This is a genomic window from Streptomyces lacrimifluminis, assembly GCF_014646095.1.
In the GTDB taxonomy this organism is placed as follows: domain Bacteria; phylum Actinomycetota; class Actinomycetes; order Streptomycetales; family Streptomycetaceae; genus Streptomyces; species Streptomyces lacrimifluminis.
Genome location: NZ_BMMU01000002.1, coordinates 351858 through 368998, shown reverse-complemented (window position 1 = coordinate 368998; position 17141 = coordinate 351858). Strand labels below are relative to the sequence as shown.

At 71.7% G+C, this 17141-nt stretch carries 16 protein-coding genes and 1 tRNA gene; 11 read left to right on the top strand and 6 right to left on the bottom strand.

The features are described from left to right. Positions 1-49: 49 nt before the first annotated feature. Both IEY89_RS04710 and IEY89_RS04705 read right to left on the bottom strand, forming a co-directional pair. Entirely contained in the window at positions 50-664 is a 615-nt protein-coding gene (locus IEY89_RS04710; RefSeq protein ID WP_189145962.1) for a TetR/AcrR family transcriptional regulator, read from the bottom strand. Between the two features lie 101 nt (positions 665-765). Next, the gene (locus IEY89_RS04705) at positions 766-1956 is read right to left on the bottom strand and encodes a glutamate dehydrogenase (RefSeq protein ID WP_189145961.1); all 1191 of its coding nucleotides are present in this window, start codon (positions 1954-1956) and stop codon (positions 766-768) included. Positions 1957-2139: 183 nt separating this feature from the next. Here IEY89_RS04705 and IEY89_RS04700 point away from each other — a divergent pair, with 183 nt between their 5' ends. The 6 genes from IEY89_RS04700 to IEY89_RS04675 all read left to right on the top strand — a co-directional run bounded on the left by IEY89_RS04700 (position 2140) and on the right by IEY89_RS04675 (position 7978). Beyond that, on the top strand, positions 2140-3414 hold the full coding sequence (locus tag IEY89_RS04700; protein ID WP_189145960.1) for an MBL fold metallo-hydrolase: 1275 nt from the start codon (positions 2140-2142) through the stop codon (positions 3412-3414). A 372-nt stretch (positions 3415-3786) separates the two neighbouring features. Then, positions 3787-5922 carry a sensor histidine kinase gene (locus IEY89_RS04695; RefSeq protein ID WP_189145959.1) on the top strand — a complete coding sequence of 712 codons (2136 nt, stop codon included), beginning with the start codon at positions 3787-3789 and terminating at the stop codon, positions 5920-5922. A 77-nt stretch (positions 5923-5999) separates the two neighbouring features. Further along, positions 6000-6434, top strand: coding sequence for a roadblock/LC7 domain-containing protein (locus IEY89_RS04690; RefSeq protein WP_189145958.1), 435 nt, complete (start codon positions 6000-6002; stop codon positions 6432-6434). After that, positions 6431-6808 (top strand): DUF742 domain-containing protein, encoded by a 378-nt coding sequence (locus tag IEY89_RS04685; RefSeq protein WP_189145957.1) that lies wholly within the window; start codon positions 6431-6433, stop codon positions 6806-6808. The genes IEY89_RS04690 and IEY89_RS04685 overlap by 4 nt, the downstream gene beginning before the upstream one ends. Continuing rightward, the gene (locus IEY89_RS04680; protein ID WP_189145956.1) at positions 6786-7394 is read left to right on the top strand and encodes a GTP-binding protein; all 609 of its coding nucleotides are present in this window, start codon (positions 6786-6788) and stop codon (positions 7392-7394) included. The genes IEY89_RS04685 and IEY89_RS04680 overlap by 23 nt, the downstream gene beginning before the upstream one ends. Further along, positions 7391-7978, top strand: a complete 588-nt coding sequence (locus IEY89_RS04675; RefSeq protein WP_189145955.1) for a GAF domain-containing protein — start codon at positions 7391-7393, stop codon at positions 7976-7978. The genes IEY89_RS04680 and IEY89_RS04675 overlap by 4 nt, the downstream gene beginning before the upstream one ends. 56 nt (positions 7979-8034) lie before the next feature. On the opposite strand, the gene IEY89_RS04670 is transcribed toward IEY89_RS04675, so the two are convergent. Further along, the gene (locus IEY89_RS04670; protein ID WP_189145954.1) at positions 8035-9921 is read right to left on the bottom strand and encodes a DUF2264 domain-containing protein; all 1887 of its coding nucleotides are present in this window, start codon (positions 9919-9921) and stop codon (positions 8035-8037) included. A 391-nt stretch (positions 9922-10312) separates the two neighbouring features. On the opposite strand from IEY89_RS04670, the gene tdh reads away from it, so the two are divergent. The 4 genes from tdh to IEY89_RS04650 all read left to right on the top strand — a co-directional run bounded on the left by tdh (position 10313) and on the right by IEY89_RS04650 (position 13978). Continuing rightward, the gene (gene tdh, locus IEY89_RS04665) at positions 10313-11341 is read left to right on the top strand and encodes an L-threonine 3-dehydrogenase (protein ID WP_189145953.1); all 1029 of its coding nucleotides are present in this window, start codon (positions 10313-10315) and stop codon (positions 11339-11341) included. Between the two features lie 32 nt (positions 11342-11373). Further along, on the top strand, positions 11374-12573 hold the full coding sequence (locus IEY89_RS04660; protein WP_189145952.1) for a glycine C-acetyltransferase: 1200 nt from the start codon (positions 11374-11376) through the stop codon (positions 12571-12573). Positions 12574-12631: 58 nt separating this feature from the next. Then, entirely contained in the window at positions 12632-13534 is a 903-nt protein-coding gene (locus tag IEY89_RS04655) for a LysR family transcriptional regulator (RefSeq protein ID WP_189145951.1), read from the top strand. 84 nt (positions 13535-13618) lie between these two features. After that, positions 13619-13978: an MmcQ/YjbR family DNA-binding protein gene (locus IEY89_RS04650; protein WP_189145950.1), complete on the top strand. Its 360-nt coding sequence runs from the start codon at positions 13619-13621 to the stop codon at positions 13976-13978. Positions 13979-13993: 15 nt separating this feature from the next. On the opposite strand, the gene IEY89_RS04645 is transcribed toward IEY89_RS04650, so the two are convergent. Both IEY89_RS04645 and IEY89_RS04640 read right to left on the bottom strand, forming a co-directional pair. Continuing rightward, the gene (locus IEY89_RS04645) at positions 13994-14890 is read right to left on the bottom strand and encodes a transketolase family protein (RefSeq protein ID WP_189145949.1); all 897 of its coding nucleotides are present in this window, start codon (positions 14888-14890) and stop codon (positions 13994-13996) included. An 83-nt stretch (positions 14891-14973) separates the two neighbouring features. After that, positions 14974-15687 (bottom strand): thiamine pyrophosphate-binding protein, encoded by a 714-nt coding sequence (locus IEY89_RS04640; RefSeq protein ID WP_189145948.1) that lies wholly within the window; start codon positions 15685-15687, stop codon positions 14974-14976. 137 nt (positions 15688-15824) lie between these two features. Between IEY89_RS04640 and IEY89_RS04635 the strand changes: the two genes are divergently transcribed. Then, positions 15825-15898, top strand: a tRNA-Pro gene (locus IEY89_RS04635). 75 nt (positions 15899-15973) lie between these two features. Here the strand turns inward: IEY89_RS04635 and IEY89_RS04630 are convergent. Next, entirely contained in the window at positions 15974-16960 is a 987-nt protein-coding gene (locus IEY89_RS04630; RefSeq protein WP_189146102.1) for a glycoside hydrolase family 43 protein, read from the bottom strand. Positions 16961-17141: the final 181 nt, after the last annotated feature.

Genomic DNA, 17141 nt, shown 5'->3' with positions numbered 1-17141 from the left:
CCGAAGCTGGGGTCTGGGGGCGGCAGCCCAAGGTAACGCCCACACCAACTCACCTACCGGATGTCAACGCCGCCCGCTCCACCCCCAGTTCCCCGGCCAGCGCAGCGTCCACCCACTGCTCGGCCCGCGCCCGCGACACCCCGTCGTACGCCGTCATCTGGACGGCCAGGCCGTCCAGCAGGGCCGTGAGCCGCAGGGCGGTGCCCGTGGGGTCGGGGCACTCGAACTCGCCCGCGGCCACTCCCTCCGCGATGACCTCGGTGATCGCGGCCTTCCAGCGCCGGTCCAGGTCGCCGGCGACCTCCCGCAGCGCCGGGTCGCGCAGGGACACCGCCCACCCCTCGATCCACAGCCGCCAGCCCTTGGCCTGACCCGTCGGCGCGTACCAGCGCACGGCGGACCGCAGTCGGCGCAGCGCGGAGGAGCGGCGTCCGAGAAGCTTGCCCAGGTGTGTGAGGTCGGCCTCGGCCGCGTACCGGAACGCGGCAGCGACCAACTTCTCCTTGGTGGAGAAGTGGTACAGCACCAGCGCGTTGCTCACCCCGAGAACGGCGGCCACGTCGGCGATCCTGACCGCGGCCACGCCTCGCGCCTCGATCTGTTCGATGGCGGCCCGCAACAACTCCTCGCGCCGCTCGGCCACGTTCAACCGCACCCTTGCCACGCGTCCACACTAATCCGCCACCGGACACGATGACGGGGCAACCCCGTCAATCCCCGCCGATACGGCCGGTTCGCGGGGGTGGCGCCCCCTGCCGGACACGGTCACCGGTACCACCCGAACCGCTCCGCGATCACCGGCAGCCGGTCCTCGGCGATGGCGTGCGCCGCCGCCCGCGGAGTCGTCCCGTCGGCCTCCGCGCGCGCGAGCACCTGGTCGGTCAGGGCCCGCATCGAGCGCCGGGTGTAAGCGAACGCCTCCTCCGGGTCCGCGCCGATGTCCCCGAACAGCGTCCACCACCACCAGGCGTTCGTCCCGGAGTTGACGACCACGTCCGGCAGGACGACGATGCCGCGCGCGGCGAGCAACGCCTCGGCCACGGGCAGCACGGGCATGTTGGCGGCCTCGGCGATCCAGCGCGCGGTGATCACCTCCTGGTTCCCGGTGTCGACGGCGTACGAGACCGCCGCCGGCACCAGCACCTCCGCGTCCACGGACAGCCAGGCCTCGCCCGGCAGTTCGCGGTCGTCGGGGCGCAGCGCCGCGCGGTCCACGGTGCCGTACGTGTCCCGGGCCGTGAGCAGCGCCTCGACGTCGAGGCCCGCCGGGTTGGCGATCGTGCCCTTGACGTCGGCGACGGCCACCACCGTGAGCCCCGCGCGCGTGAGGAAGCGGGCCGTGGCCCCGCCCATCGTGCCGAGCCCCTGTACGGCGACCCGGGTCCCGGCGTACGGCACCGAGGCCCGGTCGAGCGCCGCGAGCACGGACTCCGCGACCCCGCAGCCGCCGACCAGCTCATCGAGCCCGATGCCGTCCACCTCGGCCTTGAAGGCGTCGGCGAGCCGCTCGCGGGCCACCGTCTCGTCGTCCAGCAGCGGATAGACGGCCTGGATCGACGACACGAGCCCGGCCTCAACAGCCGCCCGGTCGACGAGGTCCTGGGTGAGGCCCAGGTCCTCGCCCGTGGTCCAGATGCTCTCGACGTACGGCCGCATCGCGCGCAGGTAGCGCACCAGCAGGCCGTACGCCGCCGGGTCCTGGGGGTCGCAGTCGACACCGCCCTTGGCGCCGCCCAGCGGGATGTATCGGCCCTCGGGGCTGTAGTGCAGGGCCTCCTTCATGGTCATGCCCCGGGCCAGCCCCGCGACCTCGTCCAGGGTGCAGCCCGCGCGCATCCGCAGCCCGCCGCTGGACACGCCTCGCACCAGCCTGTCCACGACGAGGAAGCCCTGGCGGCCGGTGAGGTGATCGGTCCAGGTGAGGGAGAGCAGGGGAGCGCCCTGGAGGGTTGCCATGAGGGCAATATACTGACTCGCCATTCAGTTGTGTGTCGCCGTACGCCATCGCCCCCACACGCTCCGGGTACGTCCGGAACTTTGGTCTTTCCTTGGAAAAACCCGGTCGACACACGCACGACGCCGGACGGTCGGAGGGGGCGACCATAATGGAATGCCTGACCGACTCCACCTGGAGGTACCGTGACCGGATTCCCCTCTCCGAACTTGAGGCTGCGTGCGCTGCGGCCCGCCGCCTTCGGTGCGGACCCGAGTGGGGAGCGCCTGGCGCGGATCCGCAGATCGCCGCACTTCGCGAACGGTGTCTTCCAGAACCCGCCGGGCACCCCACGTCCAGACGGCGCGATGCTCGAGTTCGCCAAGGCCTCCCTGCGCAAGGAGGACCGCGTCCGCCGCGCCCCGGCCGGGACGGTGCCGGTGCACGCCACGACCCTCGCCGACCTCGCCAAGCCCCCGGCCAGCGGTCTCCGACTGACCTGGATGGGCCACTCCAGCGTGCTCACCGAGATCGACGGACAGCGCGTGCTCTTCGACCCCGTCTGGGGCGAGCGCTGTTCGCCGTTCGCCTTCGCCGGGCCCAAGCGGCTGCATCCGGTGCCCCTGCCGCTGGCCGCGCTCGGCCCGGTCGACGTCGTCGTCATCTCGCACGACCACTACGACCACCTGGACATGCCCACGATTCTGGAGCTGGCCGACACGGACACGCTGTTCGCGGTGCCGCTCGGTGTCGGTGCCCACCTGGAGCGCTGGGGCGTCCCGGCCGACCGGCTGCGCGAGCTGGACTGGCACGAGTCCACGAAGGTCGGCGGCCTGACCCTGACCGCCACCCCGGCCCGCCACTTCTGCGGCCGCGGCCTGCGCAACACCCAGCACACCCTCTGGGCCTCGTGGGTCGTCGCCGGTGCGGAGCACCGCGTCTACCACAGCGGTGACACGGGGTACTTCGAAGGCTTCCGGGACATCGGCGCCGACCATGGTCCGTTCGACGCCACGATGATCCAGATCGGGGCCTACAGCGAGTTCTGGCCGGACATTCACATGAGCCCGGAGGAGGGCATGCGTGCCCACCTCGACCTCCAGGGCGGGGCGGCAGGCGGTCTGATGCTGCCGATCCACTGGGGCACCTTCAACCTGGCGGCGCACGCGTGGTCGGACCCCGGCGAGGGCACGATCGCCGCAGCCCGCGCGGCGGACGCGCGGATCGCGCTGCCCCACCCGGGGGAGCCCTTCGAACCCGCCGCCGAAGCCGTCCCCTCGGAGCCCTGGTGGCGGGGTGTGGCCGTGATCCCGGCGGGCGGCTGGCCGGCGGTCGGCGCCGACGGGGCTGCCGATGGCCCTCGTGCGGCCGATATCACTCGTACGGCTGATGTGGGCGACCCCCGGACCGACACGGCCGGTGACATTCAGGGCGGAACTGCCGACGGCAGCGGAGAGCCCAAGCCGGTTTCCGCGGGCTGACGGCGACGGGCGAAAACGGGCGACGGACGCACAACCGTACGGACGGCGAGGGCCGGGGAGCAGGTGACTCCCCGGCCCTCGCCGTCTGTTCGTGACCGGTTCCGACCAGCTCTGATCGATTCGGTGGGGTGCGGGAACGTAGGTCCGAAAGGCTTATCGGTCTGCCGTGCGAGGTGCCATACCAGAGCGGGACCCCGGTCGGGGGAGTTTGTCAACTGCCCACCGCACGTGATGCGTTGCCGACTACTGTGAGTGGCCGCCGGGCAACACAGGGCCGTTATTTTCGGCTCTCGACCGGCACCGTGATGGCGCACGCCCGAGTCGCGCAGACGCGCGGTCCCCAGGTCCCGACGCACCAGTACGAGGACGAAGATGTCTCACCTCCGAGCACCGGCACCCCGAGCAGACCGCCGTGAGGGCGGGCGGCACGGTCGGCCGGTCGCCCGTACCGTCCCCTCGCTGCCCGAGACCCAGATACGGCCCCAGCTCATGCGGCTCGCCGTGCTGCCGCCCCTCGCGGTCGGCCTCAGCGCCTGCGCGGCCGTCCTGTTCATCGTCCGCTCCACCGGGGTGCGGCCCACGCTCGCCCTGTTCGCCGTGCTCACCGGGGCGGTCGGGGTGGCCGTCGGGGGTGTCGTCATCGCCCTGGTGGCCGCCGACCGCACCGCCAGATCCGTGCACGAACGTCTCGGCGCCCTGCGCCGCACCAGCGCCCGCGCCGAGGTGGAACTGCGGGCCCTCGTCGAGGGGCTGCGGCGCGGCGACCCACCGCCGGCCCGTAAGGCGCGGGGCGCACCCGCCGCCGACGCCGACGACTTCGAACTCCTCGGCGCCGATCTCGCGCGCGCCCACGACAGCGCCGTCATCGCGGTCGTCCAGGCCTCGCAGCTCTCCAGCCAGGCGGGCAGCGAACAGAAGGTCGAGGTCTTCGTCAACCTCGCCCGGCGCCTCCAGTCGCTCGTGCACCGCGAGATCTCCATCCTCGACGAGCTCGAACACGAGATCGAGGACCCCGACCTGCTCAAGGGTCTCTTCCACGTCGACCACCTCGCCACCCGCATCCGCCGGCACGCCGAGAACCTGGCCGTCCTCGGCGGGGCGGTCTCCCGCCGCCAGTGGAGCAACCCGGTCTCCATGACGGAGGTGCTCCGCTCGGCCATCGCGGAGGTCGAGCAGTACTCGCGGGTCAAGCTCGTGCCCCCGATCGACGGCACCCTGCGCGGACACGCCGTCGCCGACGTCATCCACCTGCTCGCCGAACTCGTCGAGAACGCCACGGTGTTCTCCGCCCCGCACACCCAGGTGCTGCTGCGTGCCAACCTCGTGACCTCGGGGCTCGCCATCGAGGTCGAGGACCGCGGCCTCGGTATGCCCGTGGACGAACAGCACAAGATGAACGCGCTGCTCACCGACCCCGACCAGGTCAACGTCGCCAGCCTGCTCCAGGACGGTCGCATCGGACTCTTCGTGGTCTCCCAGCTCGCCCGACGGCACGGCATCCACGTCCGCCTCCAGACCAACATCTACGGCGGTGTGCAGGCCGTACTCGTCGTACCGCAGGGGCTGTTGGGCACGGACACGCGACCCGGCGGAGTCGTGGGCGTGGTCCAGTCGCGGCCGCAGGCGACGGCTCAGCCCCCGGCTCCCGTCCAGGCCCGGACCCAGGAGACGGGGAGCATGCGGAGGGTGGCCGAGCCGCCCCGGCAGCGTCCGTCGGCCGCCGGCCACGAGGGACGCCCCCCGACTCCCGGCCCCGGCACGCCGTCCGGCGGCTCGACACGGCTGCGCCCGGAGACACCCCGGCCCACCGCACCGGTGCCGAACGGCCGGGGCCCGGCACCGCTGCCCGTACGCGGGGCCCGTGCCGAGCGGCCCAACCCCGCGGAGGCGATGCCCGGCGTCCGGCCCGACGACCGGCGGACCGTCGCGGAGAACGTGGCCGCGCCGCCCACCCCCCGTAACAGCGCGGTGCGCGGCACCATGGGCAAGCCCCAACTGCCCCGCCGCCGCGCCCAGGAACACATCGCGCCCCAACTGCGCGGCGGCCCGGCGGCCCCCCGCCCGGAGAGCGAACACGTCGAGCACGACCCCGGACTCATGGCCGCCTTCCAGCGCGGCATCGGGCTCGCCGAGGCGCGCCAGCTGGAGTCGGACTACACGGACCCGGCCGTGGCGGCGATGGAACGGGCGTACGAGGCGGAGTACGGGGAGTCGGCGCACGCCCAGGCACCGGCCGGGCGACCGGCACCCTCGGAACCGACGTACCCGGAGCCTGCGTACGCGGAGCCCACGTACCCGGCCGTGCCGGAGGCAGCGCGCCCGCAGCCGGTGTCGATCCCCCCGTCGGCCGAGGACGCGGGCCGCACCGATGCAGCCGCGCCCGCCATGGACCCCATGGACGTACCGCCCATGGACACGTCCCGCATATCCGAGGTGCACCGGCTGCGCGCGCCCGGACACGACCTGGACCTCACTGCCCGGCACGACGGGAGCGCACCGGCCGGATGACCACCCCCCGCAGCACCACCCCTGCCCCCACCCCCAGCGCTCCCGCAGACCTTCGTACCCCAAGGAGTCGATCCACCATGGCGAGCGATGTGCCGACCGGCCATGTATCCGATCTCGACTGGCTGATGAGCGGCCTCGTCCAGCGAGTACCGCACACCACGAGCGCGGTACTCCTGTCCTGCGACGGACTCGTCAAGTCCGTGCACGGACTCGACCCGGACAGCGCCGACCACATGGCCGCCCTGGCCTCCGGTCTCTACTCCCTCGGACGCAGCGCGGGCGTCCGGTTCGGGGACGGCGGTGAGGTGCGGCAGGTCGTCGTCGAACTCGACTCGACCCTGCTGTTCGTCACCACCGCCGGCTCCGGCACCTGTCTCGCCGTGCTGGCCGGCCGCGAGGCCGATGCCGCGGTCCTCGGCTACGAGATGGCGATGCTGGTCAAGAGCGTCCGTCCGTACCTGATGACCGCCCCCCGGCAGTCCGCCGTCGAACCTACGGCGATGAGGCCTTGAGTGTCACGGCGGCCGGCGACGGGCCCTGGCTCGACGACGCGGCCGGAAGGCTCGTGCGCCCCTACACCGTCAGCAACGGCCGGACCCGGCCGACCACCGCCCTCGACCTCATGTCACAGGTGATGGCCACCGGAGCCACCCCCCTCGGCTACCTCGGCCCCGACCACGCACAGGCGCTCGACCTGTGCCGGGAACCCATCTCGGTCGCCGAGGTGTCCGCCCAGCTGAAACTGCCGGCGGCGGTCACCAAGGTGCTGCTGTCCGACCTCGTCGACTGCGGGGCACTCACGACGAAACCGCCCGAGTTCTACCACAAACCCACTGACCGGTCTCTTCTGGAGGCAGTGCTCGATGGACTACGACGACAGCTCTGATCCCTTCCCCACCGCATTGAAGATTCTGGTGGCCGGAGGCTTCGGAGTCGGCAAGACGACCCTCGTCGGCGCGGTGAGCGAGATCGCGCCGCTCAGCACGGAGGAACTGCTCACCACGGTGAGCGCCTCGACCGACAGTCTCGAAGGCATCGAGAACAAGGTCGAGACCACCGTGGCGATGGACTTCGGCCGCATCACCCTGGACCCTGAACACGTCCTCTATCTGTTCGGCACGCCCGGGCAGGAGAGGTTCTGGTTCATGTGGGACGAGCTCTCCGAGGGGGCGCTCGGCGCGGTGATCCTCGCCGACACCCGGCGCCTGGAGGACTGCTTCGCGGCCGTCGACTTCTTCGAGCAGCGTGGCCTCGGCTTCATCGTCGCGATCAACGAGTTCGACGGCTCGTACCGCTACGACCCCGAGGAGGTGCGCGCCGCCATCGACCTCGACCCCGACATCCCGATCGTGCGCTGCGACGCCCGGATCTCCAGTTCGGGGGTGCAGACCCTGCTCACCCTCGTACGGCATCTGCTCGCCCACACGCCCGCCCCCGCACCCAGTGCCCACAGTGAGGGAGCCCGCCCATGAGCTACGACCCGCCCCGCCCGGCAGGTCGTCTGCTGCTGACTCCCGAGGACGACGAGGCCCCGGCCCGCACCCGACGACTGCGTGGACTGGGCTTCGGGGAACGGCCAGAGCCCGCCCTCGACGCCTTCGCGGACCGCCTCGCCGAACTGGTCCGCGCGCCGTACGCGATGGTCAACTTCGTCGGCGAGGAGCGGCAGTTCTTCGCCGGGCTCCATGTCCCGGGCGGTGCCGACACCGACTCCGGTCGTGCCGCCGGTGCCGACTCCGACGAGGTGAAGCCGCTGGTGGGCCGTCGGCTGCCGCGCGACCACGGGTTCTGCCCGCATGTGGTGGTCCGGCGCAAGGCGCTCGTCCTGGAGGACGTCCGTGACTATCCGCGGTTCGCGGGCAACCCGGTCGTCGACGAGTTCGGCATCCGCTCCTACCTGGGGGCGCCGCTCATCGACAGGGCGGGCATGGCGCTGGGCACGGTGTGCGTCGCCGACTTCGAGCCGCGCCCCTGGGGGCGGGCGGGGCTGGAGACCATCAAGGCGATGGCGGCGGAACTGGTAGGGCAGCTCGCGCCGGGGGAGGCCCCTCTCTGAGGGGCGTCCTCGTCATACAGAGAGCGTCATACAGAGAGCCAGAGAGTCAGAGAGCGTCATACGGAGACCGTCTCGCCGTCCGGGAACATGATCAGGGCACGGCCCTCCTCCGTCACCGCGCACGACACCGCCTCGCGCAGGGCCTGCGGATGCACGGCGTCCCGGGTCAGCGCGACCAGGGTCACGAACAGCCTGCTCGCGCCCGGCGATTCGGCGGCGCGCTGCAGATACGGCGTCGCCGAGTGCGGGCCGAAGGCGTTCGCGTCGACCTCGCGGGCCACGCCCGTGGCCTCGTCCCAGCCGTGCAGCGCGACGACCACGCTGGTCAGCCCCGAGCCGGTACGGGTCAGGGCCCAGCCGTCACCCCGCTCCGCCTCGGGCAGGGCGGTGTCGGCCACGGCGTAGCCGCCCTCCCGGACCGCGGCGTCGGCGGGCACTTGGACACGGTGCACGCGGATCTCCCAGGAGCCGTGCAGCACGCTCGTCGACTCGACCCGGAACTCCCCTTCCACGCCGGGGAGTTCGGCTTCGTGCCAGGAGGCGGCCACCTGCCCCGAGCAGTGCAGCGGAAGGATTCCGCGCCGACGCGACGCCGTGCCGTCGGGGGCGAGGAGCGCCAGGTGACCGTCCACGTTCCGCTGCCAGGCCACCTCGCCCGCCTCCGGTGCGGTGGCCGTCGAGTAGGCGAACTTGGCGTAGTGCGGATCGTCGCCGGCGGGCCCTTCCATCGGGGTGTGGTCGCTGCCGTGGTTGACGAGACGCACGATGCCGTCGTGCCGGGTGCCGTGCAGCAGCCAGCCCGGCCCAGGCAACGCCGTGTACTGGTCCGACTCCTCGACGGGCAGCGGGCGTTCGCGGGCGGTCCACACCGCGTGCTCCGGCGGCAGCAGCAACCCCAGGAAGGCCATGCTCGACCAGTACGGCGATCCGGGCCCCGAGTGCGCCTGGGTCACCGGCAGGAACGTGCCGTACCAGCCCAGCGGGAGCAGCCCGCGCTCGTCGGGCACCCCGCGCTCCACGAAGTGCGCCACCGCGCCCGAGGCAAGCCGCCGGGTCAGTCCCGGCGCCAGCGGAGTGCATTCCGCCAGCGCGCCCAACCAGACGGGAGCGGTCGCGGCGAAACGATACGTCAGGGAGCGGCCCTGGTGGACGGGGGCGCCGTCCGCCCCGAAGAAGTGCGGGTAGGAGGCGAGGAACCGGGCCAGCCGGTGCTGGTGGACCCGGCCGCGCCCGCCGTCCTCGCCGCCCGCCATCCGGCCCCACAGCACCGGATAGAGGTGCAGGGCCCAGCCGACGTGGTAGTCGAACGTACGGCCGTCGCCGTCGCTGTACCAGCCGCCGCCGACATACCAGTCGTCGATCCGGTCCAGGCCGCCGTCGATGTCCTCCTGGCGGTGCGGCGCTCCGACGGAGGCCAGGAACTGCTCGGTGACCACCTGGCACAGCCGTCCGCTGTCGTCCCGGGTACGGCGGCCCACGAAACCCCACAGCCAGTCGACGATCCGCTCCTGCACGTCCACGTCGAGCCGGTCCCAGATCCACGGGCGGGTCTCGTGCAGCCCGATGGCGATCGAGGCCGCCTCGGTCATCGGCTGGGAACAGTCGGTGAGTTCGGGCCAGGCCTCGCCGCTGTCACGGTCCGTGCCCGCTGTCAGACCCCGCGCGTAGCGTTCGACGAGACGGTGATCCACCTCGCCCGATGCTCCCGCGATCCGGAAGGAGGCCAGCAGGAACGACCGGGCGAAACCCTCGAGTCCGTCCGCCACCACGCCCGCCGAGGAGTTCCGGCCCGGCAGCCGGTACTGCGCGAGCCCCGGCGTCGCATAGGGGACCAGCGCCTCCAACTGCCGGTCTGCGAGTGCCTCCCAGTGCGCCCGGGTCCAGCCGGTGAACAGAGACAGGACCCGGTCGTTGGGCGGAAGCGCCAAGTGCGGTGCGGGCATGACGGGTTCCTGGCTCCTTACGGCCCCCGGCGGGGCGCGGCTGTCGGTGTTCCGCTGTCGGTTCGCGCGGTTTCCCAGAAGGGATACGGCTGATCGTTCCGGTCGGATCAACCGGTGTGCGGCTGTTGTCGCTCTTCCGGCCAATGGGGATATGCCAGACGCCGTTCCTTCGCACGACCGCCCGACGTGCCGCGGACGCGTGAAGGAAAGCTGCGGCGGCGCTTAAGAAAACCTCGATGGACCGGGGAGCCGCGGTACGGCAGATTTCGACTCGCGTTCCCGTGTTCGCAGGGTTCGCGTTCTCGTCGGTCCTGCCGTCGACGTCACCATTCTCCCCGCCACGGGCTCCTTCGGCGTGCCCTGCCCGGGGCCTACCCACAGGAGCGTTGCGGTGAAGGCACTGGTCAAGAAGAAGGCGGAGCCCGGGCTGTGGCTCGCGGACGTACCGGAACCGGTGGTCGGCCACGGTGACGTACTGATCAAGGTGCTCCGGACCGGGATCTGCGGCACGGACCTGCACATCCGGGCCTGGGACGGCTGGGCGCGGCAGGCGATCCGTACGCCGCTGGTGGTCGGGCACGAGTTCGTCGGTGAGGTCGTCGGGACCGGGCGCGATGTCACCGACATCGCTGTCGGCGACCGGGTCAGCGGCGAGGGGCATCTGGTGTGCGGCCGGTGCCGCAACTGCCTCGCCGGGCGCCGCCACCTGTGCCGGGCCACGGTGGGGCTCGGCGTCGGGCGGGACGGTGCCTTCGCGGAGTACGTGGCACTGCCCGCCGCCAACGTCTGGGTGCACCGGGTGCCCGTCGACCTCGACGTGGCGGCGATCTTCGACCCGTTCGGCAACGCCGTGCACACCGCGCTGTCCTTCCCCCTGGTGGGCGAGGACGTCCTGATCACGGGAGCCGGCCCGATCGGGCTGATGGCGGCGGCCGTGGCCCGGCACGCGGGGGCGCGGAACGTCGTCGTCACCGACGTCAGCGAGGAACGGCTCGAACTGGCGCGCAAGATCGGCGCGAGTCTGGCGCTGAACGTCTCCGGCGCGACCATCGCCGACGGCCAGCGCACCCTGGGTCTGCGCGAGGGCTTCGACATCGGCCTGGAGATGTCCGGCCGCCCCGAGGCGTTGCGGGACATGATCGCCAACATGACGCACGGCGGACGCATCGCCATGCTCGGCCTGCCGGCCGAGGAGTTCCCGGTCGACTGGTCCCGGATCGTCACTTCGATGATCACCATCAAGGGGATCTACGGCCGTGAGATGTTCGAGACCTGGTACGCGATGTCGGTGCTGCTGGAGGGCGGCCTCGACCTCTCCCCGGTCATCACCGGCCGCTACGACCACCGCGACCACGAGGCCGCGTTCGCGGACGCGGCGAGCGGCCGGGGCGGCAAGGTCATCCTCGACTGGAACACGTAACTCCCTCGTCCCCCTTCCCCAGGAGCTTCTCCATGTTCGACTCCGTGCGCGACGACCTGCGCGCCACCCTCGACGAGATCCGCGCCGCCGGGCTGCACAAGCCCGAGCGCGTCATCGGCACCCCGCAGTCCGCGACCGTCGCCGTCACCGCGGGCGGGCGCCCCGGCGAGGTCCTCAACTTCTGCGCCAACAACTACCTCGGCCTCGCCGACCACCCCGAGGTCGTGGCCGCCGCCCACGAGGCACTCGACCGCTGGGGGTACGGCATGGCCTCCGTGCGGTTCATCTGCGGTACGCAGGAGGTGCACAAGGAGTTGGAGGCCCGGCTGTCGGCGTTCCTCGGGCAGGAGGACACGATCCTCTACTCCTCCTGCTTCGACGCCAACGGCGGTGTCTTCGAGACCCTCCTAGACGCCGAGGACGCGGTGATCTCCGACGCCCTCAACCACGCCTCGATCATCGACGGCATCCGCCTGTCCAAGGCCCGCCGCTTCCGGTACGCCAACCGTGACATGGCCGACCTGGAACGCCAGCTGAAGGAGGCCACGGAGGGTGGCGCACGCCGGAAGCTGATCGTCACCGACGGCGTGTTCTCCATGGACGGCTACGTGGCCCCGCTGCGCGAGATCTGCGACCTCGCCGACCGCCACGACGCCATGGTCATGGTCGACGACTCGCACGCCGTCGGTTTCGTCGGCCCCGGCGGCCGGGGCACCCCCGAACTGCACGGCGTCATGGACCGCGTGGACATCGTCACCGGCACGCTGGGCAAGGCGCTGGGCGGTGCGTCCGGGGGCTACGTGGCCGCACGCGCCGAGATCGTCGCGCTGCTCCGGCAGCGCTCACGGCCGTATCTGTTCTCGAACACGCTTGCCCCGGTGATCGCCGCCGCCTCGCTCAAGGTGCTCGACCTGCTGGAGTCGGCGGACGACCTGCGGACGCGGCTCGCCGAGAACACCGCCCTGTTCCGCCGCCGGATGACCGAGGAGGGTTTCGACATCCTCTCCGGCGACCACGCCATCGCACCCGTGATGATCGGTGACGCCACGAAGGCCGGCCGGCTGGCGGAGCTGCTGCTGGAGCGCGGTGTGTACGTGATCGGCTTCTCGTATCCGGTCGTCCCGCAGGGCCGGGCCCGGATCCGCGTCCAGCTGTCGGCGGCGCACTCCACCGAGGACGTGAACCGCGCGGTCGACGCCTTCGTCGCGGCCCGGGCGGAGCTGGCGGGCTGACCGGGCCGTTCCGGGCACAGCGGTCCGGACGTACCGGACGTACTGGATAATCGATCGCATGATCGAAGCGCGGCGGCTCCACATCCTGCGTGCGGTGGCCGACCACCGCACGGTGACGGCGGCTGCCGCCGCGCTGTACCTCACCCCCTCGGCCGTCTCCCAGCAGCTCACGGCCCTGGAGCAGGAGACCGGCCACCGGCTCGTGGAGCGCGGCGCCAAGGGGGTACGGCTGACCCCGGCCGGCGAGATCCTGCTCGCGCACACCAACCTGGTCCTCGCCCAACTGGAACGGGCCGAGGCCGAGTTGGCCGCGTACGACTCGGGCGCCGCGGGCACGGTCACCGTCGCCGCCTTCGCGACCGGGATCGCCCTGGTCGTCGCCCCCGCCCTGGCCCGCCTCGCCGAGACCGCCCCCGGTATCCGGGTCCGCGTCCAGGACGCCGAGGGTGACGCCAGCCTGCCGATGGTGCTCGACCGGCAGGTCGACGTCGCGGTGGCCGTCGAGTACCGGGGAGCGCCGCCCGCCGACGACCCCCGCCTCACCCACGTCCCCCTCTACGCCGAGCCCTTCGACGCGGTCGTTCCGGTCGCCCACCGTCTCGCCGACGCCCACGAGGTGCCGCTCGCCGAGCTGGCGAAGGATGCGTGGATCGGGCCCTACCCCGGCAACCCCTGCCATGAGGTGGTTGTCCTGGCCTGCGAGAACGCCGGTTTCCGGCCCCGCCTCGAACACTCCTCCGACGACTTCCGCGCGGTCGTGGCCCTCGCGTCGGCCGACGCCGGCGTGGCCCTCGTACCGCGTTCGGCGCTGCGCGGAATGGAGCTGACGGGGGTGGTCGTGCGGCCGGTCGACGGCGTGGCGCCCACCCGGAGGGTCTTCGCGGCCGTACGCCGGGGAGCGGAGGAACACCCGCTGATCCGCCCGGTGCTGGAGGCGCTCGGCACCGCGGCGCAGGCGTAGGGGGTGCCTCCTGGCGCGGGGGAGCGAGCACTCCCGCCGGATGGCCGCGGGTGATTGTCAGTGGCATTGGCTACGGTGCGTCGCATGCCGGAAGCCGAAGACGTACGCCGTATCTCCCTCTCCCTGCCGGACACGACGGAGAAGATCGCCTGGAGCATGCCCACGTTCCGGGTCGCGGGCAAGATGTTCGCCACGCTGCCCGAGAACGAGACCTCCATCGCCGTGCGCTGCCCGAAGGAGGAACGCGACGAACTGGTCCTGGCCGAGCCCGAGAAGTTCTGGATCGCCGACCACGAGGCGGGCTTCGCCTGGGTCAGAGTGCGCCTGGCCGCACTGGAGGACGAGGGGGAACTGCGTGACATCCTCGCCGACTCCTGGCGCCAGGCGGCCCCGACCCGACTGCTGGACGCCCACCCGGAGCTGGGGGCGCCGGACGCCGACTGAACCCGGGCGGCGAGCTCAGGCCAGGAAGCCCCGGATCCGCTCCCGGAGCGTCCGGGCGTCGAGCCCGTGCGCGGCCACGTGCTCGTCGACGTTCCCGTAGCGGCGGAGTTCGCGGCGGCCCACGCCGAGGCCCAGCACCCGGTGGGGCACGCCGGAGAGCGCGTCGTTCACGACGGCTGTCGACGTGCCCGCGAGGTAGGGCTCGACGAGGACGACATCGGTGCCCGCCACCTCTGTGGCCCGGCGCAGCGCTGTCGAGTCGAAGGGCCGCACCGTCGTCGCGTACAGGACGGTGGCATCGAGCCCTTCGGTGGCGGTGAGCACCGTGTCGAGCATCGGCCCGACAGCGATCACGACACCGGAGCGGCCCTCGCGGACACGGAGGAACCGTTCGCCGTCGACCGCGAGACCTTCCGCGTTGGACTGCGTGGACAGCCGTACGTACACCTTGTCGTCGCCCGCGGCGACCGCGTGCCGCAGCAGCGTCTCGGCCTCGTCGGGGTGCCCCGGCACCTGGACGGTCCAGCCGTCCAGGGTGTCGAGGAGGGCCACGTCACCGGGTGCCATGTGCGTGTAGCCGCCCGCCGGCCAGTCGAAGGAGGCGGCGGCGCTCACGAGCACGGCGCCGACGTCCTGGTGGCCGAGGTCGAGCTTCACCTGCTCGAAGGGGCGCTCCACGAGGAAGCTCGCGAACGTGTGCACGACGGGGCGCATACCGGTGAGCGCCAGGCCGGCGCCCGCGCCGACGAGGAGCTGCTCACGGATGCCCACGTTGATCACCCGGTCGGGATGCCGGGCCTGTGCCCGAGCGAACGCGTCCGCGCCGATCTCGGCGAGGACGACGGCGACGCGTGGGTCCTCGTCGAGCAGCCTGGTCAGGACGGGAGCGAAGCGGTCACGCATGGTGTCCATGGGGGAGTGGATCCCTTCGGGTCGGTGAGATGGCTCGGTGCGGTGGGTCGGTGTCATGGGTCGCGCAGGTCGGGCGTGCCGGATCAGCCGGACTTCGGTTCGACCCGCGCCACGACGGCGTGCGGGCGGCCGGGATGGGGCGCGGTGAACGCGGTGTACAGGGCCTGCTGGTCACGGCCGTCGACGGTTGCCGTGGACCAGCCCGCGGCCTCGAAGCGGGCGGCGATGCCGCCGGGCCGGGCATGGCGCGCGGACGAGTTGTCGACGACGACGGTGTGCAGGCGTTCGAGGCCGGCGGGACCGGCGAAGGCGATCGCCTCGTGGTTGCTGCCCTCGTCCAGTTCGGCGTCGCCGATCAGCACCCACACCGTGGGCCCGTCGAGCCCCTGGGCGCGCAGCCCCAGCGCCGTACCGACGGCGATCGGCAGACCGTGTCCGAGCGAACCGCTGCCGATCTCGGCCCCCGGCACCAGCACGCGGTCGGGGTGGTGGCCCAGCGGTGAGTCGAACGAGCCGAAGCCCGGCAGCCAGTCCACGGGCAGGAAGCCCTTGGCGGCGAGTACCGCGTAGTAGGCCATGGGCCCGTGCCCCTTGGACAGCAGGAAACGGTCGCGTTCGGGGTCCGTCATCCGGTCCGGGCCGACCCGTAGGACCCGGTCGTAGAGGACCCAGAGCACGTCCAGCGTGGAGGTCGCGGCCGGCCCGTGCTTCTCGTCGCCGGTCATCAGCCCCATGAGCCCGGTCAGCTCGGCGTGGGAGCGGGAGTGGGCGACTGTGTCGTGTGTCGTGGCTGTCATACAGACGATCGTGCGACCTCGACCAAACTTGAGGTCAAGGGGTGGAGGTGCGAATAAAGAGGTGCGCGACCATCGACCCGAGTGCGGTATTGTTTCCATGCGTGTTCGGCCAGGGGAAACCCCAGGTCAGACAGCATCGGGACGTGGCGCAGCTTGGTAGCGCACTTGACTGGGGGTCAAGGGGTCGCAGGTTCAAATCCTGTCGTCCCGACTTTACGAAGTCGGAGGCCGGAGGCCGTTCTTCCAGCAATGGGAGAACGGCCTCCGGCGTTTTCGCACAGCGGCGTCAGCCGCCGCCGTCGAGGTCGGCGCGTCGGCGGAGCACCCGCAGCTCATCACCGGCGAACTCCATCTCGTACAGCTTGCCCCGCGCGTCCTCGAAGGGGCGGTGGAGAATCATCATCAGCCGGCCGTCGAACGTGTGGAAGAGCATGCCGTGACCGCTGTCGTCGCGGACCAACGGCCGGTGCTGCCGCCAGGGTCCGGTGATGGCGCCGGACTCCGAGGTGGCGTACGTCTGCACATAGCCGCCGCTGATGTTCCCGTCCCGGCCGACGGCGTTCTTCTCGTACGTCGACCACAGCATGAGCAGTGACCCGTCAGGGGTACGGTGGAGCTGAGGCCCGTCGGTGATGTAGGGCGGGAGCTGGTTCGGCAGGCCGGCGGGGATCTCCTCGGTGAGCCAGGAGGCGTCCGAGGCCTTGAACAGGAAGACCGGATCCCCGATCGTCCGGGACAGGTCCGGGGCCAGCCGGATCGCCTCCATGGTGCCGTCGATGGTCTGCAGCCACTCGTGCGCGTACACCATCCACGGCTGCCCGGACGGGTCGACGTGGAGCGTGCCGTCCAGCGTCATGAGGTTCTCGGGCGGGGTGGGGCGTGCGGGGTCGACGACGGTGAACGGGCCCAGCAGCGAGGAGGAGACGGCGGTGATCGTCCCGCGCATGTAGGCCGGGATCTGGAACGGCGTACCCCACTGGTTGGACGGCGGCACCGGGAGCGGCCTGTCCTGGTTGTGCAGGGTGGTGAACAGGTAGTACCTGCCGTCCCATTCGTGCACCTCCGGCGCCCAGCCGCCGTCGGTCGCCCAGATCTCCTTCTGCTCGGCAGCCAGGAAGACCACCACGGGACGCGTCCAGTCGCACAGGTCGTGACTGCGGTAGACCATCGTGCCGGTGCCGTCCACACCCGATACGGAAGGGTCGTTGGACGTGTAGAGGTGGTAGGTGCGGGTTTTCTCGTCGGCGACGACGAACGGATCGTGCAGCGGCATGTCGGGAAGCCGCAGCGGGTCGGTGTCGGTGTCAGCCACGGTCGAAGGATAAACGCGCCTGTCCGGCCCGGCCTCGCACCCGTGTTCGGGCGTGCCGTTGGCCGAGAAAAACGCTTGGACCGTGCGGGAGCCGCCACGGGACACTGGGCTTTCCGGCCTGCCCGTACTCGCACTTCGGCGC